The organism is Oscillibacter sp. ER4, assembly GCF_000765235.1.
GTDB lineage: Bacteria > Bacillota > Clostridia > Oscillospirales > Oscillospiraceae > Hominicoprocola > Hominicoprocola fusiformis.
Map to the genome: position 1 here is coordinate 1 of NZ_JPJG01000070.1, position 26,167 is coordinate 26,167.

The 26,167-nt window shown below is 55.9% G+C and carries 25 protein-coding genes and 1 pseudogene; 13 read left to right on the plus strand and 13 right to left on the minus strand.

The genetic code is table 11. The annotated features are described in order from the left end of the window. Window positions 1-167: 167 nt before the first annotated feature. From lysS to NI20_RS0111115, 8 genes are all read right to left on the minus strand, one after another. A complete protein-coding gene (lysS, locus tag NI20_RS0111080) occupies window positions 168-2,105 on the minus strand; it encodes a lysine--tRNA ligase (protein ID WP_033121464.1) in 1,938 nt (645 codons plus the stop codon). Window positions 2,106-2,139: 34 nt separating this feature from the next. Further along, window positions 2,140-2,616, minus strand: coding sequence for a transcription elongation factor GreA (gene greA, locus NI20_RS0111085; protein ID WP_033121482.1), 477 nt, complete (start codon window positions 2,614-2,616; stop codon window positions 2,140-2,142). Between the two features lie 106 nt (window positions 2,617-2,722). Then, window positions 2,723-3,451: a hypothetical protein gene (locus tag NI20_RS0111090; protein WP_033121465.1), complete on the minus strand. Its 729-nt coding sequence runs from the start codon at window positions 3,449-3,451 to the stop codon at window positions 2,723-2,725. A 65-nt stretch (window positions 3,452-3,516) separates the two neighbouring features. Beyond that, window positions 3,517-4,722, minus strand: coding sequence for a murein hydrolase activator EnvC (locus tag NI20_RS0111095; RefSeq protein WP_033121466.1), 1,206 nt, complete (start codon window positions 4,720-4,722; stop codon window positions 3,517-3,519). 12 nt (window positions 4,723-4,734) lie between these two features. Next, window positions 4,735-5,625 (minus strand): permease-like cell division protein FtsX, encoded by an 891-nt coding sequence (gene ftsX / locus NI20_RS0111100; RefSeq protein ID WP_033121467.1) that lies wholly within the window; start codon window positions 5,623-5,625, stop codon window positions 4,735-4,737. Window positions 5,626-5,628: 3 nt separating this feature from the next. After that, window positions 5,629-6,312: a cell division ATP-binding protein FtsE gene (gene ftsE, locus NI20_RS0111105; RefSeq protein ID WP_033121468.1), complete on the minus strand. Its 684-nt coding sequence runs from the start codon at window positions 6,310-6,312 to the stop codon at window positions 5,629-5,631. Window positions 6,313-6,488: 176 nt separating this feature from the next. Beyond that, window positions 6,489-7,583, minus strand: a complete 1,095-nt coding sequence (locus NI20_RS0111110) for a CdaR family transcriptional regulator (protein WP_033121469.1) — start codon at window positions 7,581-7,583, stop codon at window positions 6,489-6,491. A 155-nt stretch (window positions 7,584-7,738) separates the two neighbouring features. Then, a complete protein-coding gene (locus NI20_RS0111115) occupies window positions 7,739-8,494 on the minus strand; it encodes a pseudouridine synthase (RefSeq protein ID WP_033121470.1) in 756 nt (251 codons plus the stop codon). Between the two features lie 92 nt (window positions 8,495-8,586). Between NI20_RS0111115 and NI20_RS0111120 the strand changes: the two genes are divergently transcribed. From NI20_RS0111120 to NI20_RS0111145, 6 genes are all read left to right on the plus strand, one after another. Continuing rightward, on the plus strand, window positions 8,587-9,048 hold the full coding sequence (locus tag NI20_RS0111120) for a DUF4830 domain-containing protein (RefSeq protein ID WP_052084618.1): 462 nt from the start codon (window positions 8,587-8,589) through the stop codon (window positions 9,046-9,048). A 108-nt stretch (window positions 9,049-9,156) separates the two neighbouring features. Then, window positions 9,157-9,948 (plus strand): MBL fold metallo-hydrolase, encoded by a 792-nt coding sequence (locus tag NI20_RS0111125; protein WP_033121471.1) that lies wholly within the window; start codon window positions 9,157-9,159, stop codon window positions 9,946-9,948. Further along, entirely contained in the window at window positions 9,912-10,394 is a 483-nt protein-coding gene (gene rlmH / locus NI20_RS0111130) for a 23S rRNA (pseudouridine(1915)-N(3))-methyltransferase RlmH (RefSeq protein ID WP_033121472.1), read from the plus strand. The genes NI20_RS0111125 and rlmH overlap by 37 nt, the downstream gene beginning before the upstream one ends. A gap of 31 nt (window positions 10,395-10,425) precedes the next feature. Beyond that, on the plus strand, window positions 10,426-10,755 hold the full coding sequence (locus tag NI20_RS0111135; RefSeq protein WP_033121473.1) for a hypothetical protein: 330 nt from the start codon (window positions 10,426-10,428) through the stop codon (window positions 10,753-10,755). Then, window positions 10,752-12,476 carry a phospho-sugar mutase gene (locus NI20_RS0111140; protein ID WP_033121474.1) on the plus strand — a complete coding sequence of 575 codons (1,725 nt, stop codon included), beginning with the start codon at window positions 10,752-10,754 and terminating at the stop codon, window positions 12,474-12,476. Before NI20_RS0111135 ends, NI20_RS0111140 begins: the two co-directional genes overlap by 4 nt. Window positions 12,477-12,571: 95 nt before the next feature. After that, entirely contained in the window at window positions 12,572-13,540 is a 969-nt protein-coding gene (locus tag NI20_RS0111145) for a lysine exporter LysO family protein (protein WP_033121475.1), read from the plus strand. A 110-nt stretch (window positions 13,541-13,650) separates the two neighbouring features. On the opposite strand, the gene NI20_RS0111150 is transcribed toward NI20_RS0111145, so the two are convergent. The 3 genes from NI20_RS0111150 to NI20_RS15755 all read right to left on the minus strand — a co-directional run bounded on the left by NI20_RS0111150 (window position 13,651) and on the right by NI20_RS15755 (window position 14,587). Further along, window positions 13,651-13,842, minus strand: a complete 192-nt coding sequence (locus NI20_RS0111150) for a hypothetical protein (protein ID WP_052084619.1) — start codon at window positions 13,840-13,842, stop codon at window positions 13,651-13,653. A gap of 254 nt (window positions 13,843-14,096) precedes the next feature. Beyond that, window positions 14,097-14,249 carry a hypothetical protein gene (locus NI20_RS15750; protein ID WP_242842987.1) on the minus strand — a complete coding sequence of 51 codons (153 nt, stop codon included), beginning with the start codon at window positions 14,247-14,249 and terminating at the stop codon, window positions 14,097-14,099. Then, window positions 14,243-14,587 carry a DUF4143 domain-containing protein gene (locus NI20_RS15755; RefSeq protein WP_242842988.1) on the minus strand — a complete coding sequence of 115 codons (345 nt, stop codon included), beginning with the start codon at window positions 14,585-14,587 and terminating at the stop codon, window positions 14,243-14,245. Before NI20_RS15755 ends, NI20_RS15750 begins: the two co-directional genes overlap by 7 nt. A gap of 134 nt (window positions 14,588-14,721) precedes the next feature. Between NI20_RS15755 and NI20_RS15185 the strand changes: the two genes are divergently transcribed. The 7 genes from NI20_RS15185 (at window position 14,722) to NI20_RS16025 (ending at window position 20,143) form a co-directional block, all read left to right on the plus strand. Further along, the gene (locus NI20_RS15185) at window positions 14,722-15,069 is read left to right on the plus strand and encodes a hypothetical protein (RefSeq protein WP_156108630.1); all 348 of its coding nucleotides are present in this window, start codon (window positions 14,722-14,724) and stop codon (window positions 15,067-15,069) included. 206 nt (window positions 15,070-15,275) lie between these two features. Continuing rightward, a complete protein-coding gene (locus NI20_RS0111165; RefSeq protein WP_033121477.1) occupies window positions 15,276-16,724 on the plus strand; it encodes a recombinase family protein in 1,449 nt (482 codons plus the stop codon). A 136-nt stretch (window positions 16,725-16,860) separates the two neighbouring features. Continuing rightward, a complete protein-coding gene (locus tag NI20_RS15190) occupies window positions 16,861-17,115 on the plus strand; it encodes a hypothetical protein (protein WP_156108631.1) in 255 nt (84 codons plus the stop codon). 166 nt (window positions 17,116-17,281) lie between these two features. Beyond that, on the plus strand, window positions 17,282-17,614 hold the full coding sequence (locus NI20_RS14730) for a relaxase/mobilization nuclease domain-containing protein (RefSeq protein WP_081958487.1): 333 nt from the start codon (window positions 17,282-17,284) through the stop codon (window positions 17,612-17,614). Between the two features lie 140 nt (window positions 17,615-17,754). After that, window positions 17,755-18,021 carry a FeoA family protein gene (locus tag NI20_RS0111175; protein ID WP_242842989.1) on the plus strand — a complete coding sequence of 89 codons (267 nt, stop codon included), beginning with the start codon at window positions 17,755-17,757 and terminating at the stop codon, window positions 18,019-18,021. Then, entirely contained in the window at window positions 18,018-20,006 is a 1,989-nt protein-coding gene (gene feoB / locus NI20_RS0111180) for a ferrous iron transport protein B (RefSeq protein WP_033121479.1), read from the plus strand. The genes NI20_RS0111175 and feoB overlap by 4 nt, the downstream gene beginning before the upstream one ends. Beyond that, entirely contained in the window at window positions 20,006-20,143 is a 138-nt protein-coding gene (locus NI20_RS16025; RefSeq protein ID WP_369699414.1) for a FeoB-associated Cys-rich membrane protein, read from the plus strand. The genes feoB and NI20_RS16025 overlap by 1 nt, the downstream gene beginning before the upstream one ends. Before the next feature lie 228 nt (window positions 20,144-20,371). Here NI20_RS16025 and NI20_RS0111185 read toward each other — a convergent pair whose 3' ends face one another. Both NI20_RS0111185 and NI20_RS0111190 read right to left on the minus strand, forming a co-directional pair. Next, window positions 20,372-24,916, minus strand: a complete 4,545-nt coding sequence (locus tag NI20_RS0111185; RefSeq protein WP_033121480.1) for an InlB B-repeat-containing protein — start codon at window positions 24,914-24,916, stop codon at window positions 20,372-20,374. Then, window positions 24,885-26,167 (minus strand): annotated as a pseudogene (locus NI20_RS0111190) (hypothetical protein); the annotation flags it as partial. The pseudogene NI20_RS0111190 and the gene NI20_RS0111185, both read right to left, overlap by 32 nt.

A 26,167-nucleotide genomic window follows, 5' to 3' on the forward strand; every position in this document is an offset into this window, starting at 1 on the left:
CAAGGGGCAGAGCCCCTTGTGTTCTTTTGGGGGTCAAAGGGGGGGGCCATTCTCTCACGTGAGAGAATGGCCCCCCTTATCCCGTGCAGCGCCTACGGCGCTGCTTCCCCGTGCCTTTGGCACAAAAAAGAGCTCCCTCTGCCGAGAGAACTCTTTTTCGTTATTTTTTAATACAGCTTTGCGCCGGCCGGAATGTGAGGATCCACCATCAGCAAATGGAGCTTTTCTTCGCCGTTTTCGTGATGCACGGCGGAGATGAGCATGCCGCAGGAGTCGATGCCCATCATCTTGCGCGGGGGCAGGTTGACGATGGCGATAGCGGTCTTGCCGACGAGCTCCTCGGGCTCGTAATACTCGTGGATGCCGGAGAGGATGATGCGATCCTCGCCCGTGCCGTCGTCGAGCACAAACTGCAGCAGCTTCTTGGACTTCTTCACCGCCTCGCACGCCTTGATCTTGACGGCGCGGAAGTCAGACTTGGAGAAGGTGTCAAAGTCGACCTGGTCAGCGAACAGCGGCTCGATCTCGACCTTGGAGAAGTCGATGACCTCCTCCTTCTTCACTTCGGCGGGAGCGGCTTCCGCCTTGTCGGCCTTCTTGGGCATGTCCAGCGGCTTCATCGTGGGGAAGAGGATGACGTCGCGGATGGAGTCGGTACCGCAGAGCATCATCGCGCAGCGGTCGATGCCGAAGCCCAGGCCGCCCGTCGGGGGCAAACCGTATTCGAGGGCCATGACGTAATCCTCGTCCATCATCTCGGCCTCGTCGTCGCCGTTGGCGCGCTTTTCGACCTGCGCCTTGAAGCGCTCGTACTGATCCATCGGGTCGTTGAGCTCAGTGAAAGCGTTGCCCATCTCGCAGCCGCAGATGAACATCTCGTAGCGCTCGGTGAGGTACGGGTCAGACGGGCTGCGCTTGGCAAGCGGGCTCACTTCGACGGGGTACATGGTGATGAACGTCGGCTGGACGAGGGTCTCCTCGACCTTCTGGTCGAAGGTCTCGTACAGGGCGTTGCCCCAGGTCTTGTCCACGCCGTCCATGTCGACGCCGACGCTCTTGGCGAGCGCGACGGCGGCCTCGGCGTCGCCCTCGATCGCCATAAAGTCCGCGCCGGTCACTTCCTTGACGGCGTCAGCCATCGTGACGCGCTTCCACGACGGGGTCAGGTCAATGTCCTTGCCGAGCCACCGGATCTGATAGGTGCCGAGGATCTCCTTCGCGGCGCCGGAGAGGATGGCCTCGAGGATGTCCATCATGCCGTCGAGGTTCGTGTAGGCCTGATAGAGCTCGCAGGTGGTAAACTCGGGGTTATGCTTGGTGTCCATACCCTCGTTGCGGAAGATGCGGCCGACCTCGTACACGCGCTCCATGCCGCCGACGATCAGGCGCTTTAAGTGCAGCTCGGTGGCGATGCGCATGTACATGTCGATATCGAGGGTATTGTGGTGCGTGATGAAGGGGCGCGCATTCGCGCCGCCCGCGATGGGGCTCAAAACCGGCGTCTCGACCTCCATAAAGCCGATGGAGTCGAGGTAGCGGCGCAGATACGCGACAAACTTCGAACGAATTTCGAAGTTGCGCTTGGACTCGGGGTTGATGATCAGGTCCACATAGCGCTGACGGTAGCGCGCTTCCTTATCGGTCAGGCCGTGGTACTTCTCCGGCAGGGGACGCAGAGACTTACTGAGCAGCGTGATCTTCTTGGCACGCACGCTCATCTCGCCGCGCTGGGTGCGGAACACCTCGCCCTCGACGCCGACGATATCGCCGATGTCGTACTTCTTGAAGCGGTTGTACTCCTCCTCATCCATCTCGTCCTTGCGGGCGTAGAGCTGGATGCGGCCGGACTTGTCCTGCAGATCGCAAAAGCTGACCTTGCCCATGCCGCGTTTGCTCATCAGGCGGCCCGCGACGCGGACCTCGCTGCCCTCAAGCGCGTCAAAGTTGTCCTTGATGTCCTGAGCGTGGTGCGTCACGTCGAAGCGCGTCTCCTTGAAGGGATCGCGGCCCTCGGCGCGCAGCGCTGCGAGCTTTTCGCGACGGACCTTCAGGATCTCGCTGAGGTCCTGCTCGGGAGCGTTGGTCTGGATATTTTCTTCAGCCATGATATTTCTTTACTCCTACTCTATATAATACAGCTTAACGTTCGATCTTGACGATGCGGTAGACGATGGCGCCGACAGGGGCCTCCACCATGACCTCGTCGCCCTCTTTTGCGCCCATGAGCGCCTTGCCGAAGGGGGAATCCTCGGAGATGGCGCGGTGCATGGGGTCGGCCTCCTGCGAGCCGACAACCTTATACTCGGGCAGCTCGCGACCGGACTTCACATCCTGCACGGTCACACGGCAGCCGATGCTGATGCCGTTCGTGCCCGCGTCGTTTTCGTCGACGATGACGGTGTGCAGCAGTATCTCCTCGACCTCAGCGATACGGGAGTACAGCTTGCCCTGCTCGTTTTTCGCTTCATCATATTCGCTGTTTTCGCTCAGGTCGCCGAAGCCGCGCGCCTCTTTGATGAGGTCCGCCACTTCCTTTTCACGCACGGTCTTGAGGTAGGTGAGCTCCTTTTGCAGCTCTTCCTTGCGCTCCGCGCTCATCTTGTACTCTTTTTTCATGTTCGCCATATTGAGATCGTTCCTTTCTTTCGCGCCCGCAAAATTGCGCGGCGCGCACACGAATACCATTTTAGCGAAATAATTATAGTGATTTTGCCCCGTGTTGTCAAGGTAAGTTTGTGTTTTCTCCCCCATCGGGCGGCATTTTCACATCTTTTACCCAAATTTCGTCCGCGCGGCGCGCAAGCGAGGCGTAGAGTGCGCAGATGAGCTGATCTTCATTCCAGATCATCGCTGCATCGCCCAGGTTTTCCGTCCCATAGGCGACAGAAACCGCACCGCTCCCCAGCGGCAGCACAAGGCCGTCGGGCAGCGGGAAATCGTCGAAGCAGACGCTCAGGTCGGCGGCGATCCTCTCGTCCGTCTGCAATGTATGGACACTCGCGCCGCAGTCCCAGCGCAGCGTGCGCGCAAGGCGCTCGCCATTCGGCGCGCAGAGTGCAAGATAGCGCACATCTTTAGAGAGCTCGCGCGCCGCCGCTTCGAGCGCCGCACTCTGCGAGGGTGCGCACAGCGCGATACGTGCCCGCTCCGGCGCAAGGCCGAGCCGCGCCATCGCGCGGCGGATGATCTCCGCCGCCTTTGCCATGCGCAGCGGCTGCTCGGGCGGCGGCAGGACACCACAGCGCGCAAATACCTCCGCATATGGATAATCCTTGGGAAACACGGCATAGCTCACACGGCGCTTTTGCAGGTATTTTGCTGCGCGCTTGGCCGAAAGTGCAGCAAGCATTCCCTCGCCGCGCGATGCGTAGGCCGCGCCAAAGCGCACGCCGCAAAGCGTGCGCGCGCCGTTTTTCTCCCCCGTGTCCCGATAGCAGACCAATCCCTGCAAAATGACCCCTCCCCGCAAAAAAGCTCCCCGCCAGTATATGGCGGGGAGCTTGTGCGTTATGCGGTTTACCAACCCTTGATATAGTCGGTGAGGTACTTGAGCGGGTTGATGATCCGTCCGTTCTCGGTGATCTCAAAGTGCAGGTGCGGGCCGCTGCTCACGCCGGTCGTACCGGTAATGCCGACGACCTGACCCTGCGCGACATACGTGCCCACGCTGACCGAACGGGATGACAAATGCTGATACGTCGTCGTGTTGCCGCTGCCGTGGCTGACGACCACATAGTTGCCGCGGTACTTGTTGTAGGCCGAGATGATGACCGTGCCCGCCTTGGCGGCGACGGCCTGCGTCGTGTAGCCCACGCGGCCGATGTCAATGCCCGCGTGATTCGTCGACGCGCCCGCGATGCCCGTGTAGCGCGCGCCGAGCGGCGAGGTGACATACTTGCTCGAGCACGGCCAGATGTAGCCGCCATAGGTCACGGTGGTGTTGCCGTTCTTTTCGGCAAGCTCACGGGAAAGGCGCACGATCTCCGCCTGCTGGCGCTCCATCGCGGCATCCTTTTCCGAAAGGACCTGCTTGTACTGCGCTTCGTTCGCCTTGAGCTCGGCAAGCACCTTCTCCGCCTCGGCGCGCTGGGTATTCAGCTCGCTCTTTTTGGCAACGAGCGTCTCCTTGGCGCTCTGCTGCTCGGCAAGGGACGTTTCGAGTGAAGCCTTCTTCTGCTCGATCTGCTCGCGCAGGGCACGCAGATCGTCGATGACCTTCTGGTCGCTGTCCATGATCTCGCTGATGAAGTCCATGGCGCTCAGCAAGTCAGAAAAGCTCGCCGAGTCGAACAGCACCGACCAGTAGGACACCGTACCGCGCTCTTCCATCGAGCGCACACGCTCGCAGAACTTTTCGTACTGGCGCGCCTCTTCCTCTTCGTTCTCGCGGATCTCCTGCTCAGTCTGCGTGATGAGAGACTCATAGTTGCTGATGAGCGACTCGACGCTCGTGATCTCCGACTGAAGCAAGTTGATCTGCTTGTCGATGTTCTCCTTCTGCGCAAGCGCCGCACTCTTGTCATTCTGGATGGACTTGAGCTCCTTTTCAAGCTGCGACTTTTCCGAGTTCATACCGCTGAGCTCGTCTTTGAGCTTGTCGATATCCGCCTGCGTAACGGCGGAGGCGTCCTGCACCAGGGAAAGCGGTGTCAGCTCCGTCAGCGTCAGCGACGCAACGACAGCCAGCACCAGGAGGATACGTGCAATCTTTTTCTTACTCATCGTCCGCCTCCCTCACACGTGCAGGAACTTGCGGATAGCCGTCATGCTGCCACCCACACCGATCAGGATACCGGCGGCGGCAAAGATCGCAGCCACGGGCCGCCAGATCGACGTAAAGTCGACGATCGTCAACAGCTGCAGCCGGTCGGACATCGCAAGGCTCTTTGCGACCGATTCATACAGCAGCCACTGCAAGCCAAAGCCAAGCACCGCGCTGAGGAGGCCGATCATAAAGCCCTCGTACACGAACGGCCAGCGGATGAAGCCGTTCGTCGCGCCGACCATCTTCATAATGGCGATCTCGTCGCGGCGGTCGAATGTCGTGAGCTTGATGGTATTCGAGATGATGAAAACCGACACGAGCAGCAAAATGGCAATGAGCGCGATGCACACTACGCTCGCAACATTTCGCAGCGTGATAAAGCCGCCCGCGATGTCTTCGTCCACGCGGACATTGGCAACGCCTTCGACATTGTCGAGGATATCCTGTGCAGTCTTGCCGGAAATGCTCAGATCGTCAACATAGACAGCGTAGCGGTCGCGCAAAATCTCGGGGTCAAGGTTCTGGAACATGTTGTCCCCCTCGTAACGCGCCTCAAAGGACTTCATCGCCTCTTCCTTGCTGATGAAGACGCATTCCTTCACATTGGCGCGCTGCTCGATGGCGCGGCCCACGGCCTTGGTCTGCGCATCGTCGCAGCTCTCGTCCACGAAGGCGAGAATTTCATACTCGCTCTCAAGCTGCTGGAGCTGCACCTGCGCGTTGTACGCCACAAGCGAAAATGTACCCATGACGACAAGGCAGGCGACCGTAATGCCCACGGCCGCAAAGGACATGAATCCGTGCGAGAACATGTTGCGCATGCCCTCGCCGAAAAAGTAAGAAAAATCGTGTTTGCGCATAGCTTACCTCGCATTATAGCCGACGCCGTCGCCATCGCTCATGATGACGCCCTGTTCGAGCGTGACGACGCGTTTTTTGAACTGATTGACAAGATCTTTCTCGTGCGTGACGACGACCATCGTCGTGCCGAGCTGGTTGATGCGCTCGAGCAGGCGCATGATCTCCAGCGAGCGCGCGGGGTCCAGGTTGCCCGTCGGCTCGTCGGCGATGATGGTGCTGGGGTTGTTGATGAGCGCACGCGCAATGGCCACGCGCTGCTGTTCGCCGCCGGAGAGCTCGTTGGGATAACGGTCGGTCTTTTCCTCAAGTCCGACGAGCTCAAGCACATAGGGGATGCGCTTTTTAATCTCGCGCGGCGAAGAACCGACGGCGCGCATGGCGAAGCTCAGGTTCTCATAGACCGTTTTCTTCTCGATCAGGCGGAAGTCCTGGAAGATGACGCCGACGGAGCGGCGCAGCAGCGGGATCTGCCGCTCGGCAATGTTCGTCAGGCTGAAGCCGTTGACGGCGATCTGACCGGACGTCGGCACGATCTCGCCGGTGAGCAGCTTGATAATCGTCGACTTGCCGCTGCCGCTCGGGCCGACCAAAAAGACGAATTCCCCATCCTCGATGCGAAGCGAAATGCCCTTTAAGGCCGTCGTGCCGCTCTCGTATTCCTTTACTACATCGCTTAGGCGTATCATGCTCTTCCCTCAGTTTCCAGCAGGTTTTGACTCGATCCCGCAAATTTTCAGTCTTTATTATAGCGCGAAGCGCCCGCGATGGCAACAGGTAATTATGTAAACTTTCAACTTTTTTGCCGCAAAATGGCGAAAAAACAAGGACTGTCTGAAGGCAGCCCTTGTCAAATTCTTTTTCTTTACGCTTCGATGCCGCGGGAGGCAAGGTACTTTTTGACCATGAGCGCGACCTTGAAGGTGATGGCGTCGTCGAACTCGCGCAGGTCGAGGCCCGTGAGCTTCTTGATCTTCTCGAGACGGTAGACGAGCGTATTTCTGTGGACGAACAGCTTTCTCGCCGTTTCGGAGAGGATGAGGTTGTTCTCGAAGAACTTGTTGATCGTAAAGAGCGTCTCCTTGTCGAGCGCGTCGATGGGGTTCTTCTTGAAGACCTCCTGCAGGAACATTTCGCACAGTGTCGTCGGCAGCTGATAAATGAGGCGGCCGATGCCGAGGTTTTCATAGCTGATGATGTACTTCTCGGTGTCGAAGACCTTGCCGACCTCGATCGCCATCTGCGCTTCCTTATAGGACTTCGCGAGGTCGCGCAGGTGCGTCGCCACCGTGCCGATACCGACGACCACAGTGCTCTCACCGTTCACGCGCAGCGTCTCTTCGATCTGCGCGGCGGTCTTTTCAAGGTCGCTCATCTCCACATTGTCGCCGAGCTGCTGCACAAGCACCACATCGTCCTCGCCCATGGAAAGGACAAAGCTCGTCTGCCGGTCGGGGAAGATGTTCTGCACGATCTCGACGGGGATAGCGTCGGCCTTTTCGTCCGTGCGGCGGACGACGAACACGCCGCGGTTGAGCTCGGCTTCGACATGCAGCTCCTTGGCGCGGACGTAGATATCGCTTAAAAGAATGTTATCGGAGAGGATGCTCTTGACAAACGACGTCTTGTCGTGCTTTTCCTCGTAATAGCTCTTGGCGGTGTTGAGCGCGACGGTCGCCATGCTGCAGACGGTCGAGCTGAGCGCGTCCTCGCCGCGGGTGAAGGCCGCAAAGTCGAACTGACCGCCCCAGCCCTCGAGCGCCTTGAAGGTCTTGCCCTCGAGCGCGGTGCAGGCGCCCTCGGCCTCATTGATCGGCTGCACCAGATGCGGCCAGCGCTGGCCGATCTCCGGCAGGTCGGTGCAGGCGATGACCGTGCCCTCGGAGTCGATCACGCCAATGACCGTATCGGTCGTTTCCTTAAACTGTAAAACGATGTTCTGAAAAATCCTACCGGACATATTCCGTGCCTCCTTGATTTATTAGGGAGTTTGTGCATTCTGCCAACTTGATGGGACTATTATACTTTCTCCGTCTGACGATTGCAAGAACTTTTTTCTCTTTTCAACAATTTTTTTCTTCTTTTTTAGGCATTCCGTAAAGGAAGGACAAACGCTTACTTGTCCGCGCCCGCTTTTCCTTGGGCAAATTGCCCACTTTCCCGCAGGTTTTTGATCTCTTCCGCCGTGAGCAGGCGGTATTCACCCTTGGAAAGTCCCTCGTCAAGCGTGAGTGAGCCCATGCTCAGCCGCTTTAAGTAAACGACCGGCTTTCCGCGCGAGGCCAGCATCCGCTTGATCTGGTGGAATTTGCCCTCGTGGATGGTGATGAGCGCCTCGCTCTGCGCGTCGCTCTTTAAAATCTCAAGCTTTGCCGGAAGGCATTCAAGCCCGTCGCCGAGCGTGATGCCCTGCACAAAGGCTTTACAGTCAGCGTCGTCGAGCGCGCCGTCGGTGCGGACAAAGTAGACCTTGTCGACGTGCTTTTTCGGCGCGAGCAGGTCGTGCGCGAGCGCGCCGTCGTCGGTCAGAAGCAGCAGCCCCTCCGTGTCCTTGTCGAGCCGCCCGACGGGAAACAGGCCGATCTTTCGATACTCGGGCGCAAGCAGGTCGAGCACCGTCTCCCCGCGTCCGTCCTCGGTCGCCGAGAGCACGCCCGCGGGCTTGTGGAGCATCACATACGTGTGCTCGCGATAAAAAAGCTCTTCGCCGTTCACGCTGATGCGCGCGGTCAAGGGATCGCACTTGTCCTCCGCGCTGGCCGCGATGCGCCCGTCGACGAGCACGCGACCCTCGCGCACGAGGGTCTTGACCTCGCGGCGCGAATAGCGCCCGGTCGAGGCGATGATCTTGTCGAGTCTCTGCTGTGCCATGGTGGTTCCCGCCTTTCTGCATTCTGAAGTATCAGTGTAGCATACTTTTTCTTTCGGTGGAATAGCTTTTATCGAAAGGGTGTGGTCGCTTCATGTTCATCATCACCGCCAAGTGCTCCAAACGCCGCGTTGTAAAAATTCTGCTCATCTTCGCGCTGCTGCTCTCGCTCTTTCTGGCGCTGCGCGCGTGCCGGCATTCGTCTCCGCCGCCCGTCATCGCCGCCGGAACAAATGAAGAGCGCATTGCGTATCTTGCCTCCCTCGGCTGGGAGGTGAACGACCAGCCGATCGAAACGCTGAGCGTCACGCTGGGCGAAACGCTCGAAGAGCCGTATTTGAGCTACAACGACCTCCAGCGCTCGCAGGGCTTTGACCTCACACGCTATTGCGGGCAGACGCTCTCGCGTTACACCTATGTTGTGACTAACTATCCTGACGCCTCGCTCCCCTGTCAGGCCGACCTGTACGTCTGCGACGGCGCGCTCGCCGCGGGCGACATCGTCTGCACCGGCGAAAACGGCTTCATGGCAGGGCTCGCTTTCCCCGCCGGTTGACAGCGCTTTCTTCTCCCTCTCACAGCCCCCGTGCGGGGGCTTTTTCTTTTTGACTATTGCGCGCGGCTGTGGTATGATTTCGGTGAATTGATATAAAGGAATCATCCCATGGAATTTTACACCCTCGCCAGTTCGAGCGCCGGCAACGCCGCGCTCGTCTGTCACAACGATACCCGCCTTCTCATCGACGCGGGCATCTCCTGCCGCCGCATCACACAGTCGCTCGCGGTGCTGAACCTCACGCTCGACGACCTCGACGGCATTCTCATCACGCACGAGCACATCGACCATGTCCGAGGACTTGTGACGCTCGCCAAAAAATGCCCCGCCCCGCTGTATGCGACGTTCGGCACCGCGGCGGCCATCCAATACCCCGAGCCGCGCCTGCGTGCCTTTGCCGCGGGCAAAGAGTTTACGATCAAGGACCTGCACGTCCGCTCGTTCCGCACGTCGCACGACGCGAAAGAAAGCGTCGGCTACCGCATCGAGAGCGACGCAGGCTCGCTCGCCGTGCTGACGGATACGGGCTTTGTCACCGACGAAGCGCACGATGCCGCCCTCGGCGCGGACATGCTGCTGCTCGAATCGAATCACGACGTCGTGATGCTCAAAAACGGCGGCTACCCCTATTATCTCAAGCAGCGCATCCTGAGCGAGTACGGGCACCTGTCGAACGACGCCGCGGCGGAATTCGCCATCGAATGTGTCCGCGCGGGCACGAGCGACATTCTGCTCGCGCACTTGAGCGACGAGAACAACTCTCCCCAGCTTGCCGAATACACCGTCGGCCGCGCCCTGCAATCGAGCGGACTGAGCGTCCGCCTTGCCGCCGCGCCGCGCGACACCATCAGCGAGGTACACGTATGCAGAAGATCACCGTCCTTTGCGTCGGAAAACTGAAAGAGGCCTTCTACGAGCAGGCCGTCAAGGAATACGAAAAGCGCCTTTCGCGCTGCTGTAAGTTAGAGCTTTTGGAACTGCCCGAGCAGCGCCTTGGCGACGAGCCGAGCGAGGCGGAGATCCGCCAGGCCCTCAAAAAAGAGGCTGCGCTCGTCGAGCAGAAGCTGTCCAAGGGCGGCGCGCTCATCGCCATGTGCATTGAGGGGCAGGAGATGAGCAGCGTGGCGCTTTCGCAGAAAATGCAGCAGCTCGCCGCGCGCGGCGCGTCGCAGCTGACGTTCCTCATCGGGTCGAGCTTCGGCCTTGACGGGGACTTAAAGAAAAAAGCCGACCTGCGGCTCTCGATGTCGCCGATGACATTTCCGCACCACTTAGCGCGCGTGATGCTGCTCGAGCAAATCTACCGCGCCTACCAGATCGAGGCCGGGACCAAATACCACAAATGACTCATCATCAATATAAAGGAGGACACCGCCCATGTCGGATGAAGTGAAGCTCACCTGGGGCAAGACAGAAAACGACCTTTTGCAGCGCTGGCCCAAATCCGCCGACGGCACGCCGGAGGAGCCCGCGCTTTTGACCGTCGCAATGGACACGAACGCCGAGACGGACATGCTCTGCGCCATGCTCCGCTCGTATGACATCCCCGTGCTGCGCAAGTACGAGGGCGAGGGCTCGTTCGGCAAGATCGTGCTCGGCATGCCCGGCAGCGGCACGTGGCTCTATGTGCCGTCCTCGATGCTCGAGGACGCGAAAAATCTGATCCGCCCCATTGATGAAATTCCGGAACAGGAGGACATGCAATGAATTACCGTCAGGAATATGAAAAGTGGCTCGCCTCCCCCGCGCTGAGCGAGGACGAGAGAAACGAGCTCAAGGCCATCGCAAACGACGAAAAGGAGATTGAAAACCGCTTCTACGGTCCGCTCGAATTCGGCACGGCCGGCCTTCGCGGCACGATGTACGTTGGCCTTCACAACATGAACCGCCACGTCATCCGCTGGGCGACGCAGGGCTTTGCCAACGTCATCCGCGCTGAGGGCGAAGAGGCCATGAAAAAGGGCGTCGCCATCTGCATGGACTGCCGCAACCACTCGATGGAGTTTGCACGCGCCGCGGCCTGCGTCATGGCGGGCAACGGCATCACCGTCAAGCTCTTTGAGTCCCTGCGCCCGACGCCTGAGCTCTCGTTCGCCGTGCGCGAATACGGCTGCGAGGCGGGCATCAACGTCACCGCGTCGCACAATCCCAAGGAGTACAACGGCTACAAGGTCTACTGGTCGGACGGCGCGCAGCTGCCGCCCCAGCACGCCGCGGCGATCGCCAGGGAGCTCGAGCACATCGACATTTTCACCGGCGTCACGTCGATGGACTTTGACGAAGCCGTCAACAAGGGCCTCATCACGATGCTCGGTGAGGACTGTGACAAGCGCTTCATGGCAAATGTCATGAGCATGGTCAACGACTATGAGACCGTCAAAAAGGTCGCCGACGACTTCAAGCTCGTCTACACGCCCTTCCATGGCTGCGGCCACAAGCTCGTGCCCGAGGCGCTGACGCGTCTTGGCATCAAGCACCTTTTATGCGTGCCCGAGCAGATGGTCATCGACGGCAATTTCCCGACCGTCGTGTCCCCGAACCCCGAGAATCCCGAGGGCTTCGCCCTCGCCATTGACCTTGCCAAGAAGAACGACGTCGACTTCATCCTCGGCACCGACCCCGACAGCGACCGCGTCGGTATCATGGTGCGCAACAAGCAGGGCGAGTTCGAGCCTGTCACCGGCAACCAGACGGGCGTGCTGCTGCTCGACTATCTGATCGGTGCGATGAAGCGCGCGGGCAAGCTGCCTGCGAATGCCGCCGCGCTCAAGACTATCGTCACGACCGAGATGGCGCGCGCCGTGGCGGAGGCGAACGGCCTCGACTGCTACAACACGTTCACGGGCTTTAAGTTCATGGCCGAGAAGATGAACGAGCTTGAGGGCGCGGGCAAAAACACCGTCATCTTCTCCTACGAGGAGAGCTACGGCTACATGATCGGCCACTACGTGCGCGACAAGGACGCAGTCACGGCCTCGCTGCTGCTCACCGAAATGGCCGCGTGGTACTACTCCCAGGGCATGACGCTCTTCGACGCGCTCAACGCACTCTTTGAAAAGTACGGCTGGTACGGTGAAAAGACGCACAACCTCGTCATGCCGGGCCTCGACGGCGCGGAGAAGATGGCAAACCTCATGAAGCTCCTGCGCGAGACGCCGCCGAGCGAGATTGCGGGAGTTCCGGTTGCTGTGTACAAGGATTACGCAGACGGCACCGCGCGCGACGCCGCGAGTGGCAAGGTGACGAAGATCACGCTCTCGGGCTCGAACGTGCTGCGCTTCGAGCTCTGCGACGGCACGCACATCGTCGTGCGCCCGAGCGGCACCGAGCCGAAGATCAAGGTCTACATCCTCACCAAGGGCGCAGACGCGCAGGAGCGCGACGCAAACCTCGCCAAATACTCCGCCTGGGTCAACACCCTCGCCTGATATTTCCCTATCCCAAAGCAGCAAAGGGCGGCGCGGATCACGCGCCGCCCTTTTTCTATCTTTGCCGCCACGCGGCGAAAGGATGGTCCCCTCTCATGGCAATGCTCGCACTCTACTGGTCCATTATGATCGCCTGCTACCTCCTGGCCTCGCGCCTGCGAAAGTATGCAGAAAAATTCAAATTCGTGGACAAGCTCATGTCGCTTTCCGTTTATGCGCTGGTGCTTTTGATGGGCCTGCGCATGGGCGCAGACGAGGAGGTCACGTCGAGCCTCGGCAGCATCGGCATTCAGGCGCTTTTTGTCACGCTGCTGACTGCTGCGGGCAGCATGCTCGGCGCGTTCTCCGTGCGAAAGCTGCTGCACATCGACCGCCACGCCCACCCCGCCGGTGCAGTCGTCAACGAAGCGGAGGCTGTGCACGAAAAGGCCGACGTCTCGGGCGCGAAAATGTCTTTTATCATCCTGCTGATGGTCGTTGTCGGGATGCTGCTCGGTGATCTTGTCATCCGCCGCGTGTGCACCGACCTACCCGCCTTTCAGTCCCGCTCGGGCGACTATCTTGTAGTCGGTCTGTGTATCATGCTGGGGCTCATCGGCTTTTCCATGGGGCTGGACGGCAGCATTGCCCGCATTCTGCGCAACGCGGGGCTCGGCGTCATTTTAGTCCCCATCTTCGCCGTGCTCGGCACGTTGCTCGGCGGCGCTGTCTATGCCGCACTCTCACCCATGACGCTGCGCGAGGGACTGGCCATCAGCGCAGGCTTCGGCTGGTACACGATGGCCCCGAGCGTCATCGCAAGCGCGGGGCACACTATGGCGAGCGCGGTCTCGTTTCTGCACAATGTGCTGCGCGAGATGCTCGGTATCATTCTGCTGCCCGTCATCGCGGGCAAGATCGGCTATATCGAGGCCATCACCATCCCTGGCACCGCCTCGACTGACGTGTGCCTGCCGATCATCGAGCGGGTGTGCAACTCGGAAACGGTCGCCTACTCGTTCTGTACCGGCATGCTGATGTGCATCACCTCCGCAGCGCTGGTGCCGATCATCATCGGCGCGTAAAAAATCACCCTGCAATGCACGGAAGAAATAATAAAGGGGAGTTCTCTTGTGATAGAGGGCTCCCCTTTTCGCGTCTTTACACACGGTCAAGCAAGTGCGGTATCGGACGCTCACTGCACTGCCGGGCACTGCCGGCCTTCGTGGTCGATGGTATAGTCACAGGTGAGCAAGATCTTCGAAATCGGTACGATCTTATACCCCTCGGCGAGCAGGTAGTCGAGAATATCCGGCAGCGCCTCGGGCGTGTGCTCACCCGCGTTGTGGAACAGCACGATCGACCCGCTCTGCACCTTGCCCGTCACGCGCTTCGTGATCTCACCCGCCGAGATGCCCTTCCAGTCGAGGGAATCCCCACTGGCAGCACTTGGAAACGCCTGTCGTGCCTCGCTTCATGGCCTCCGCTGACTGTCTTCTTTCCGCCTATTCATAGCCCACCGCTGAACATGCCCAGAATCAATTCCATATTAGTAAAGTGTGTTCACCAGACACACAGCAGGAACTGCTGCCGCAGAATTGCGGCAGCAGTTTTGTGAAATTCAATCTGCGTTTGCTCAAATCAGCCAAGCAGGAACATACCAGTTTTTTGATCGACCGGGATCATATCCGGCGGCATGCAGATCACGGCACCGGTTCCAATCTTCGTTTTCAGATGCGCTACTCCAGCCGAGATGCTGTCAGCATCTGGTTCTTTCTCAATAGGATTCAGCACGCTGAAATTCTTTGCGGCATCCTTTGGCGCAGAATTTTTTTGATCTCTATCGGCGAAACGACACCATCCTGATAAATGATAAGGTCGATCTCCTTCTTGTTGCTGTCACGGTAGAAATACAGCGGCGGCTGAGATTTTCCCTGATTGAGGTAGCTCTTGTAGATCTCAGATACCACCCACGTTTCAAAGAACGCGCCGTCCATCGCTCCCCGCTCTAATGTCTCTGCGCTGGTCCATCTGGTGAGATGTGCGCAGAGCCCTGTGTCCAGAAAATACATTCTCGGAGCCTTGATCACTCGCTTCAAGGCGTTGTTGGAGTAGGGCTGGATCAGTGCCACAATCCCCGAGGACACCAGAATCGAAAGCCAATGTCTTTGCGGCCCGCCTCCCACATTTTTGCTAACAAAGCGTTTCTTCTATTCGGAGCACATCTTTTTACCCCATTGATCGCATTTCGCTTGGTCTCCACGCCATGCCTCAAAGTGTTAACTTTCTGAATTGTTGGCACCTCGACATAAAGGTAAACCCGTTCGCCCTCAGCTGTTCTTCTTCGTCCGAGCATCTGCATAAATTCGGTCTGATCACAAAAGGGAATGACAATGTGCCGCACGCCTTTATCGCTAATATTGACGCCGTTGTCCAAAACCTTGCCATTGCCAAAGCAGAAGGGAAGTACAGGGGCCGCAAGCCGATTGAGCGAAGCAATTTTGATGCGGTGGAAAAACTCTGGCGTGCGGGTACCATCAGCGCAGCTGAAGCCATGCGTCGTCTCGATATGAGCCGCAGCACCTTTTATCGAAAGGTCCGGCAGCACCTGTAATACATTTTTACACAGCCTTCAACAGGGTGGTAAAGCCGTCCGGAATAACTTCCGGCCCTGGCTCATACATTCTCGAAGGAGGAAACCCTTATGATTATCAAAAACACTTATTCAACCGTTGACCCTATAGAGCGCTCTGCGCGTCAGGCGGCGATCTGCCGTCGCTGCCTTCTGCTGCTGGCTGCCCGCGCGCAGAGGTGAGGCCGATGGATGCCATTTATGCGCGTCAGTCCATCGATAAAAAGGGCAGCCTTTCGATCGAGGGACAGATTGAACTGTGCCGGAAGTTTACTGTGGACGATGCCCTTGTTTTTTCGGACAAGGGCTTTTCCGGCAAAAACACCAAGCGGCCTGCTTTCGGCGAGCTCATGGAGGCGGTGGAGGCGGGCCGCATCAAAAAAATCGTCGTGTACCGGCTGGACCGCTTCAGCCGCTCCCTCGCGGATTTCAGCCAGATTTGGGAGCTTCTGCGTAAAAACGATGTCGAATTTCTGTCTGTCAACGAGCAGTTCGACACTTCCTCACCGATGGGACGGGCCATGCTCAACATTGTGATGACCTTTGCCCAGCTTGAGCGCGAAACGACCGCGGAGCGTGTGCGCGACAACTACCATCACCGCGTTTCCCTCGGTGCATGGCCGGGTGGTCCCGCACCGTACGGGTATGCGCTTTCCAAAGCTGAGCTTGACGGGCGCAAGGTCTCATCTCTGATAGCCGATGAAAACGCAAAGACTGTTCTCCACATTTTTGAAGAATATGTCCGGTCTGAAACATCGCTGCGCGCATTGGCTAAGGCTCTAACTGAGCAAGGCATTCACGGCCCCAAGCGCGAGGCGTGGGATAACGTGACTCTGTCCCGTATTCTGCGGAACCCCGTCTACGTGCAGGCTGACGAAGCGGTCTACTGCTATTACCTTGCGCAGGGCATCCAGATCCGCCAGACGCCCGAAGTTTTTGACGGCGTCCATGGCTGTCTTCTGATTGGGAAGCGCGACCGCAGCCGCGGCAAGTACACGAAAAAGGATGAGCAGATGCTCAGCCTGTCCACGCATGAGGGAATCATTCCGTCTTCCCTCTGGCTGCGTGTACAGGACAAGCTCTCCGGACAGATGCAGCTTCCCCGCGCCAACGCGGGTAAATACTCCTGGCTGACCGGTCTCTTAAAATGCAGCAAATGCGGCTATGCCGTCAAGGTCAACTACATAAAGTCGGAGCAACGCTGTAAGCTGGTCTGCTCCGGTCGGTCCAACTTCGGCAACTGTGATGAATCGATTGATGTAGACCTTAGAGAGCTGGAGACCCATATTGCCAATGAGCTCCAGCACATTCTCGATGCCTGTCCCGCCGAGCTTCCCTCAGTAAATGAAGACCACGCGCAAGCGAAAGCTGTTTTGGAAATCGAGCAGAAAATCGATCGTCTGGTGAACGCTCTCGCCGAGAGCAGCGATGTGGCGGTCGTGTATATCTCAAAAATGATTGAAAAACTGCACGCCGAGCGGGAACAGCTCTTACATGCCGCCCCGCATTCTGCGTCTCAGATTCGGCGGTTGGATTTTTCCCGCTCTGCTTTTGACGAGAAAAAATTGATCGCTGCTGAATTTATCGAGCGGATCGAACTCGACGGCAACCATGTCAACATCATTTGGAAAGTCTGATGAGACTGCACAACTGCGTGCGCTTCATCAGACTTTTCTATAATCTCTATTCATTTTTTACCACACTGCAAACATCTCAATAAAGAAGCGTCATACGATTTGCGCTTCCTGCCATGAACGTCAAAAGGAGTAATAAATGAAAAATCAAATTTTATCTGTCCGCCTCTCAGTGGACGAGCGCAAACGATTAGATGATTTGTCTCACACTGCAGGAATGACGCCCAGCGCTTACCTGCGCAGTTTGATCCGCGCAAATTCTTCATCCGGCGTCTGTTCACCGAATCACGCCGCCGCATTCTGCCATCTGCGCATTGCACTGGCAGAACAGGGTTTTACTGAAAACGAAATGATCAGCGAGGAGATGAACCGGCTGTGCCAGACGTTATCTTGATCCGCAATCAGTATCCAGACGCAGCAGCTTTGCACCGCGTTCTTGACTATGCGTGCCGCTCCGGAATGATAGGCGGATATGCCGTCGATCCAGTCTATGCGTTCCGTGAGTTTATGCTTGTTAAAAGCGCTTATCAGAATATCGATGGTCGGCAGCTGCTGCATTTATTGTATCCTTTTCGACGACGGTGGCCTACCGTCTAAGTGCAGACGATATGCTTGCCTTAGGTTACGATATCTGCCATCTTTTCCCTGGGCACCAAGTCGTATATGCCCTGCACATGGACTCTGCACACTGTCATCTGCATTTTGTCGTGAACTCGGTCTCCTTTGAAGACGGCAAAAAGCACTTCAGCGGATTCCATGATCTTTTCCCGGTCCGCGATTTTCTGCAAGAATGCTTTCCGCGTTCGAACGTGCACATTTACCAGTCTTTCCCTGACTCTGATGTTAACCGCTTCGGATGCTCCGACGATGACGAATTGCTGCGGATCGATTAAAACTGCGAAAGAGTTGTAAGACTTTTCCTTGCCGCAGGAACCTTTTCAACATTTTCTGCAGCACAAGGCCAAATATTCTATCACACACTTTGAATTATGCCGGTTCGGCTGTATTGACAGTCCGCAGCAGGAATGCTACCATGAAATTAAAACTGGGCAAGAAAAGAGGAAAGCAAATGACATTGAATCAATTAAAAGTGGGGAATTCTGCCGTGATCACCACTGTTGGCGGAGATGGAGCCTTGCGCTGCCGCCTGCTGGATATGGGCTTGATCCCGCACACCCGCGTGACATTACAGAAGGTCGCGCCGATGGGTGATCCTATCGAGATTCGCGTGCGCGGCTACGAGCTAACGCTGCGCGTAGAGGAGGCTCAAAAAATCGAAGTGGAGGACGAGCCGAAATGATCTTTGCACTCGTTGGAAATCAGAACTGCGGGAAAACGACTCTTTTCAACGCCCTCACCGGATCCAATCAGCATGTCGGCAACTTTCCCGGTGTCACGGTAGACCAGAAGATGGGAGAGATCATAGACGAAAAAAGCTGCTCCGTGGTGGATCTGCCCGGCATCTACTCCTTGCGGCCCTATACACAGGAGGAGATCGTCTCCCGTGACTTTATCCTCAACCAAAAGCCGGACGGCATCATCAACATTGTGGATGCCACCAACATTGAACGGAATCTGTACCTGACACTTCAGCTGCTTGAGTTGCGGATACCTATGGTGCTGGCGCTGAACATGATGGATGAAGTGCGTTCCAACGGCGGTTCCATCGACGTGCAGAAGATGAGCGCCTCGCTCGGCATCCCTGTCGTACCGATCGCGGCCGCAAAGGGTGAGGGCGTGAGCGAGCTGGTGAATCAGGCGATTGCTGTGGCTCGGAGCAGAACTCTGCCAAAGGTGACAGATTTCTGCGCGGATGATTCCGCCGTTCACCGTTGTATCCACGCCGTTACGCATCTGATTGCCGATCACGCCGACCGCATCGGTGTGCCGGCTCGCTTCTGCGCAGCAAAACTGATCGAAGGCGGCGATGACCTTGCCGACCGTCTGGCACTTGATCAAAACGAGCGCGAGTTGCTTGAGCATTGCATCGTGCAGATGGAGAGTGAGGCAGGACTTGATCGCAACGCGGCGCTTGCTGATATGCGCTACACCTTCATTGAAGGCGTGGTGGCATCATCTGTGGTGAAATGCCATAAAAGTCGGGAGCACGCCCGCTCCATGAAGATCGACAGAATTCTCACCGGTCGCTACACAGCCATTCCGACGTTTCTGCTTGTCATGCTGCTGATTTTCTATCTCACCTTCAATGTTATTGGTCAGCGTCTGTCCGACTGGCTGCAAGGCGGGATCGATGGCCTTACCTTTCTTGTAGACCAAGCTTTGACTGCCTATGAGATCAATCCTGTGGTACACAGCTTGATTATTGACGGCATTTTTTCCGGTGTTGGCAGTGTGCTGGTGTTCCTACCTATCATTGTGACGCTTTTTTTCTTCCTCTCTATCTTGGAAGATACCGGCTACATGGCCCGCGTCGCCTTTGTAATGGACAAGCCTCTGCGAAAGATCGGTTTGTCCGGCCGCAGCATCGTCCCTATGCTCATCGGCTTCGGCTGTTCTGTGCCGGCAATTATGGCAACGCGCACGGTGTCGAGTGACCGTGACCGCAAGATGACGATCTTGCTCACGCCTTATATGAGCTGCTCGGCAAAAATATCAATTTATGCATTTTTTACCGCAGCGTTCTTTCCAACGCACCGCGCGCTCATAATGATCCTACTGTATCTGCTGGGCATTCTGATTGGAATTGCTGCGGCCCTCATCATGAACCAAACCGTGTTCCGCGGAAAGCCCGTGCCTTTCGTTATGGAGTTGCCCAATTATCGGCTTCCGAGCCTCAAGAGCGTTGCGCTGCTGCTTTGGGAAAAGGCCGAGGACTTTTTGCAGCGGGCGTTTACTGTGATTTTTCTTGCTACCATCGTGATCTGGTTCCTCCAGAGTTTTGATACCAGGCTGAATGTAGTTGCCGACAGTGCCGATAGCCTTTTGGCTCTCATTGGTCGATGGATCGCGCCGGTGTTCGCACCGTTGGGCTTTGCGGATTGGCGCTGCGCAACCTCCCTTATTTCCGGTTTTATCGCAAAGGAATCTGTGGTCAGTACGCTGCAAATCCTGTTAGGCGGGGCTGCACTTTCTACGATGTTTACCGGTCGTTCCGTTATCAGCTTTCTGGTGTTCACGCTGCTGTATACTCCCTGCATCGCGGCGGTAACCACGATTCGACGAGAATTCGGCTCAGCGCTGAAGACAGTTGGGGTCGTGATGATGCAGTGCTGCGTGGCATGGATCGTGGCTCTTGCTGTCTATACCTTGGTGGGGATCCTGTGATGCATCTGTTAGATTGGGCCCTTCTTGTCCTCATCGCAGCTGCAGCTATCACAGCTATCCTGCACTGGCGAAAAAAGGCCAGATCAGGTAGCGGCTGCTGCGGAGACTGCTCGCACTGCAAAAGGCGCTGTTCGTAAAGTCTGATAAGCTCTGGAATAGGAGCAGCGGTTTTGTACCGCATGATCATAGAATCTAACCGTGTAAGGACACATATAAGACAATAGTGGCGAGAAGTTTTGTGTGAAACTTCTCGCCACTATGCCATTCAGGGGCAAATAGAGAACGATAAACGATTTCTGCTTTCCGATGTGCACTCAACAATCCGTTTCTCAGTTTGCAAGACTCTGTGCTGTGCCGCTGATTTCCTATTTATTCTCCTGTGTTGCTATCTCAAATTTGATCGTATACAACGGATCAAAGAAGTTCATTACAGATGAGCTGAACGGATAGTTTGGCTTGGATGGAGTTGTTTTTGCCTTGGCACTCAGATGCTCAATTTCAGCGTTGGCTTCATCGTAGGTACCATCAGGCAATTGCTTGATATGCTGAACATCATAGCGAACATAAATATCGCCAGCAGGGGTCTGATTCAGTTCAAACTTGGCATAGACAGAAGTCTTCTTGGTAATAGGATCGCTGAAGTTGAACTCAGTATTGAAATCAGCATCGGCATACCAGCCCAGGAACTTCCAGCCTGCCTTGGTCGGATCATCGGGCTGAGTGACCTCTTCACCTCTCTTGATGAGTTCTGCATCGACAGTGGTTGCGCCTTCCGGAGTGACGAAAGTCACATCGTAATAGGTGTAGGCGAAACCGCGGACATAACAGGTGTTGTTGTTCTTTTCCTGCCAAGTCGCGCCATCCTGGCCAAAGGTCTTGATTGTCTCGTCAAAGATATCGTTAGATCCTGCAAACTTCAGAACAACATCGACCTTTGTGCTGTTGGGCTCACTGGCTGCATCAGCCACAAGAGCCTTCGCCTTGATTGCCGCGTAGATATCATCGTAGGGAATAGCCTCTCCATATTTGCCTGTAACACGGACAGTCCAAGCGTAGGTCTTGCCGTCCTGATACGGAGCAGCACCATTCACGCTCATGTTGGCAGCAACGGTGTAACTCTTCTTTTCCCACTGAGCCTTCAGTTCCGTTTTGTGGGTGATAGCGGTATCAAGGTTAAACGAATCACCATTCTTATCGACCCAGCCAACGAAGTTATAGCCCTTCTTGGTAGGAGCATCAAATGCTTCAAGAGTCTCTCCATACTTAACAATCTGCTTTTCAACATCGCTGCCGCCATCCGAGTCGAAGGTCACTTCGTAGGAAGTGGTCGCATAGCCCCAGATGAAAGCAGTGTTCTTGACGCCGGGATTCCAGCCGCCGCCGGTCTGACCGTAGGTCGTAATTGCTTCGTTGAACAGCTTGTCCTCGCTGCCGGGGAAGCAGAGCTTAATCTCGACATCACAGGGCTCATTGGCTGCATCAACTTCGAGGGTCTTGTTCTTCAGTGCTTCGAGCATCTCCGTGTATTCGATGGGCTCATCAAACTTGCCGCCATAGCGGTGCGTCCACGCAAAGTTCTTGCCCTCATCCTTATAGGCATCATTGCCGTTGATACGGAGATCGGATGCAATAATGTAGTCATTCTTTTCCCACTGCGCAGTAAAAACCACACCGCCATCAGTGATAGTGTAGGTATCGTTGGCCTTGAGCAGATCACCGTTGGCGTCTGTAGCCGCAAGCGCAGTAACCTCAGCCTCATCTGCCTCGCTCGGGATAACCTTTGCACTCCAGCCGAGGAACGTGTAACCGGCTCGGGTCAGGTCGGCAGGCATGGTAACAGTCTCACCAGGGAAATAGAAATCATAGATCTCCATGCCGTCGTAGGTGTAGTTAGCCTCAGGCATACCTGTGACATCATCGCCGTTGGGCTGGAACATCACAGTCGCAAGGTTCAGATTGCCGGACAACTGGTAGCCTGCTGCGTCCTCCGTCGGATAGCCAGCGGTCGTTGTGTAGTCACTGCCGTCAGCCTTAAATAGATACGTCCAGGCAATCTTATTCGCAGTCTCTTCGGAAACGCCGGTTTCGAGCATGATGCTCTTTGCCAGTTCTTCAACAACCGCGTTGAACTCCTCATCACCGTAGTGCGACATGAAATCGTCTCCCACCAGCGGCAGCTTATCAAAGCTGAACGAGCCGATAGAAATGTAGCCGTTAGCGTTATAGCTGCCGAGGCCGAGGCGGGTCAATGTTGCGTTGTTCAGTGTGATGTGCTCGCCAAACTCGACCGGAGTGAGCGGAGCAAACGCACTATTCACTCTTGCGAAAGCGTAGATGTTATGCGGGGTAATTTTCCAGTTGGCATACAGATTTGTCCAGCCGCCAACGGTCTGGCCGGTGACGTCCGTGGACTGACCCTCGCGGCTCCAGAAGGTAAACGTATATCCGTCACGGGTCTCAGTAGGCGCGACAACGGTGGGGAGAGTCGTGCCATGAACAGCTTTCACCGTTAACAGTAAGCCCTCGGTCTTGGAGTGGTCAGCCTGATAATCAGCCAATGCTTCCTTCGAGGCGAAGCAGACAACCGTCTCATAGTCATAGACCATGCACCGGATGTTCGTCCAGCCGTTGACGGTGATAGAACTCAAGCCGGCAGGCGGATTCGCGGGATTTTTCTTATATTCGTTCCATGCGCCGTCATTATACCAGCCGTGGAACTCACATTTAGCGGTATAATAATTTGTAATGTTCAGTTTGCTCAGATCAATGGCATTTCCCTTCGGGACCTTATCAAGAGCAACCGTCTTGTAGGGTGTCGTGAAGTCACCGTTGCGGTAGATCACAACATTGACCGTCTGCTTCTGAGGCTCGACATTGATACTGACGTCCTTCTGCACGCCCTGATATGTAATCTTAACCGCAACCGTGCCAGAAGCCGTCAATGCAGTATTGGGCGAAATGCTATAATCGCTGACCTCTTCACTCTCGCCATTGTCATAGACCGCCGTAACAGTAAAATCATCTGTGCTCAGAACCGTGCCATAGGCAAAGCTATCCTTCTTGGGGGTCACTTCGATGTGGGAAGGTTTGCGGTCACGCCACTGAGCGTAGAGGTTCACAGCGCTATTAGCCATAATACTGTCCCCGTCCTCATAATCCGTTCCGCTGCCATCTTGCTTAGTATTCCACTTAACAAAGGTCTTGCCGGGATTCTTAAAAGAGTTAGGATTGAGATTTACCTCTTTGCCACTGGGGACTTCCTGTCTCGAGGTCTCCGAGTTGTCGCCAGTATTTGCATTAAAGGTGACCGTTACAGCAGAGCCAATTTTAATTGTGTTATCAGTAGAATCGAAATACATGCCGAAGGCGCCGCCGTCATAAGTGAATCCATTTACATCACTTGCGACCGCCCCTGTTGCAACCGTCGAGCCGTTAGCCGGCGCAGCCATCGTCACACCGATATCTGCACCGGAAGTCATCCTGTCAACCACGCCGACCGTTGTTCCAGAAGTCAGATAGAGATTTTTCTCCTCTTCTCCGGCATTTTTGTTTCCGGAAATAACAGGATTGCCGGAAATAGAAAGATTTGCGTTGGCTGCATAGACACCTGATGCACCCTTATTTTCGACGATGCTGCCGCCCGAGATCGTTGCGGCTGATGTATGCTCACCACTATTCTCCAAGTAGAGGCCAGCCCCGGATCCGGTACCGCCATTATTGCCGGTGATCTTACCGCCGGTCATATTGAACACAGCATTATATACTGAGTTAGCTGTCGATGCGACGCCCGCACCTGCAATACCAGCAACAGAAGAACCTTCGGATTGGATTCCATTGCCCGTGATCGTACCGCCGGTGATCGTTAGCGTTCCACCGTTATTGCTGACGCCAACACCCGCGAAGCATTCGTGGTTGTTGAAATCACTGCTGAATGTGTAGAAGTTACCGGAAATTGTGCCTCCTGCAATATCCATTTGCTTTTCATTGTACAGGCCCGCACAATACATGGTCTTCGCAGCAGTTACAGCATTACCTTGCTCACAGTAATTTCCGGAAACCTCACCGTCCGTGATAGTAAATTTACCATTGTTGCAAACGGCTGCACCGCGACCGCGGCCATACTCATTCACGTTCACTTTTACAGCGTTTCCGTTAATTTTACCGCCGTTCATGGTAACAATACCATCGCTGTAGATACCGCCGCCATTGGGGATTTCTCCGTCAACCCAGTTTCTGGAGATTTCACCCTGTTCTATCGTGACGGTACCGTTCTGGTTATAAACGCCGCCGCCCTTTTGGGCGCTATTCTCAGAAATCTTTGTTCCGGAAAGGGTCACCGTACTGTTAGCAACATAGAGACCGCCGCCGGAGGGTGCAGTGTTGCCAGAAATTGTTCCACCGAACAGATTCGCGTTACCATTGTATCTAACGGAAACCGCGCCGCCATAATAACCCTTATTCTGGCTCAGCGTGCCACTATAAAGATTCAAAGCACCGCCATTCACATAAACAGCAGCAATGCCCTTCTCAGTAGACAGATCAAATTGCTCGACCATGGGATACTGGGACGCGCTACTCGCTTCTCCAAAGTTCAACGTGCCCGCCACATCAAAGGCGCGCTGTCCAGTGCTCTCCGTGCCGCGAATGATAATATTTCCACTCACAGTCAACGCTGCACCGGACGGAATATTAAAGAAGCTCGCCGTGGCGTTCTCCCAAGTGATCTCAATCGGGGTACCATCTTCGTTCTCAGCAGCTGTAATTGTAGCGGCCCCGCTGTTTGCGGGAACACTCACCTGCGCGCCGAGATCAATGTTCTTCAGCAGAGTGATCACATTGTTATCCGAGGGCAGGTCTGCCAGCGCAGCGGAAAGGGAATCATACCCCAGAGTATCCCCTCCCACCTGCATGGTGCAGATCACTTTTATCAGGATCAACTGTCTTGGTGAAGTACAGGTCACCATTTCGTGTTTCTAAAGTGAGCTCAGAATCATCCGCAGTGATGATGCCATCAAAAGAAAAGTCGTTGCTGCTCGTTACGCGTCCTGTTTGGGTAGCGCGGGTCACCGGAAGTTGTGCGCTGTTGCCCAGGTTCCCCACAATTTCCAGCATAGCCGAACCGTCCAGATAAATGTTCTCGGCAACATCATCACGTTTGTTATCGCATACCTTCACGTCGCCCTTGACTTTGATATTGCCGCCGTAGATGCCTGCGCCGAGGGCGGTAATACCATTTGAACTGATGGCCTTGTTTCCAGACACCTCACCGCCAAAGAATTCAAGGGGGGTTTTAGAGTTCACCTTAATGCCGCCGCCCATAATGTTCGGCCAAAATGCTCCATTGAAGTCTCCACTGTATTGAGCAGTGTTGTTTTTGATCGTGCCGCCGGTCATGGTCATCTTGCCATTGTAGCACACACCGCCGCCAAACTGGGCAGTATTATTGCTGATCTCACCGCCGCTGATCATGATCGTCGACGAACCACCGCCAAAAACGCCGCCACCCTGACGGTTTGCAGTATTTCCGGTAATTACGCCGCCGGTCATGTAGAACTCAGCGGTTCCCTTGGCGTACACGCCGCCGGCATTATAATTATAGTCATCACAGTGGTTCCCGGTCAAAGTGCCGCCTTCAAGCGTACATTTACCGCCGCTTTCAATGCTGATGGCGCCACCGTCATTGCCGTATTCTTCGTTGGGATGTCCGATACCGCCGGTGATCTTACCGCTGTTGTTGCCGCTGCTGTCCTTCACAGTCAGTACACCGTTACCGTTTACCACAATGACACTGTCATTGCCGGTACCCTTCAGCGTGTGGCCGTTCAGGTCAAGCGTGACAACAGCACCTTCTGGGACGGTCAGGTCAGTCTGCAGCTCAACATCCGCGTTCAGAACATAGCTGCCCGTGGTCAGCTCGCCGCCCACAGAGGAAATTTCTTTCGTCTCCTGTTGCTGTTGATCTCCGTTCTGGGCTTCCTGAGAAACCTCAGTCGGAGTCCCCTGCGTAGGTGGCTCATCTGATGCCAAAACCGCCGTAGGCAGAAGACTCAGCAGCATGACAAGCGTTAATATACTTGCCAATAATCGCCGTTTCATTCCATTACCTCCTAAAGTTTTCTTTATCTTTTGCCCGCCTCCGCGGGCTGGGTTTACTTGGTTTT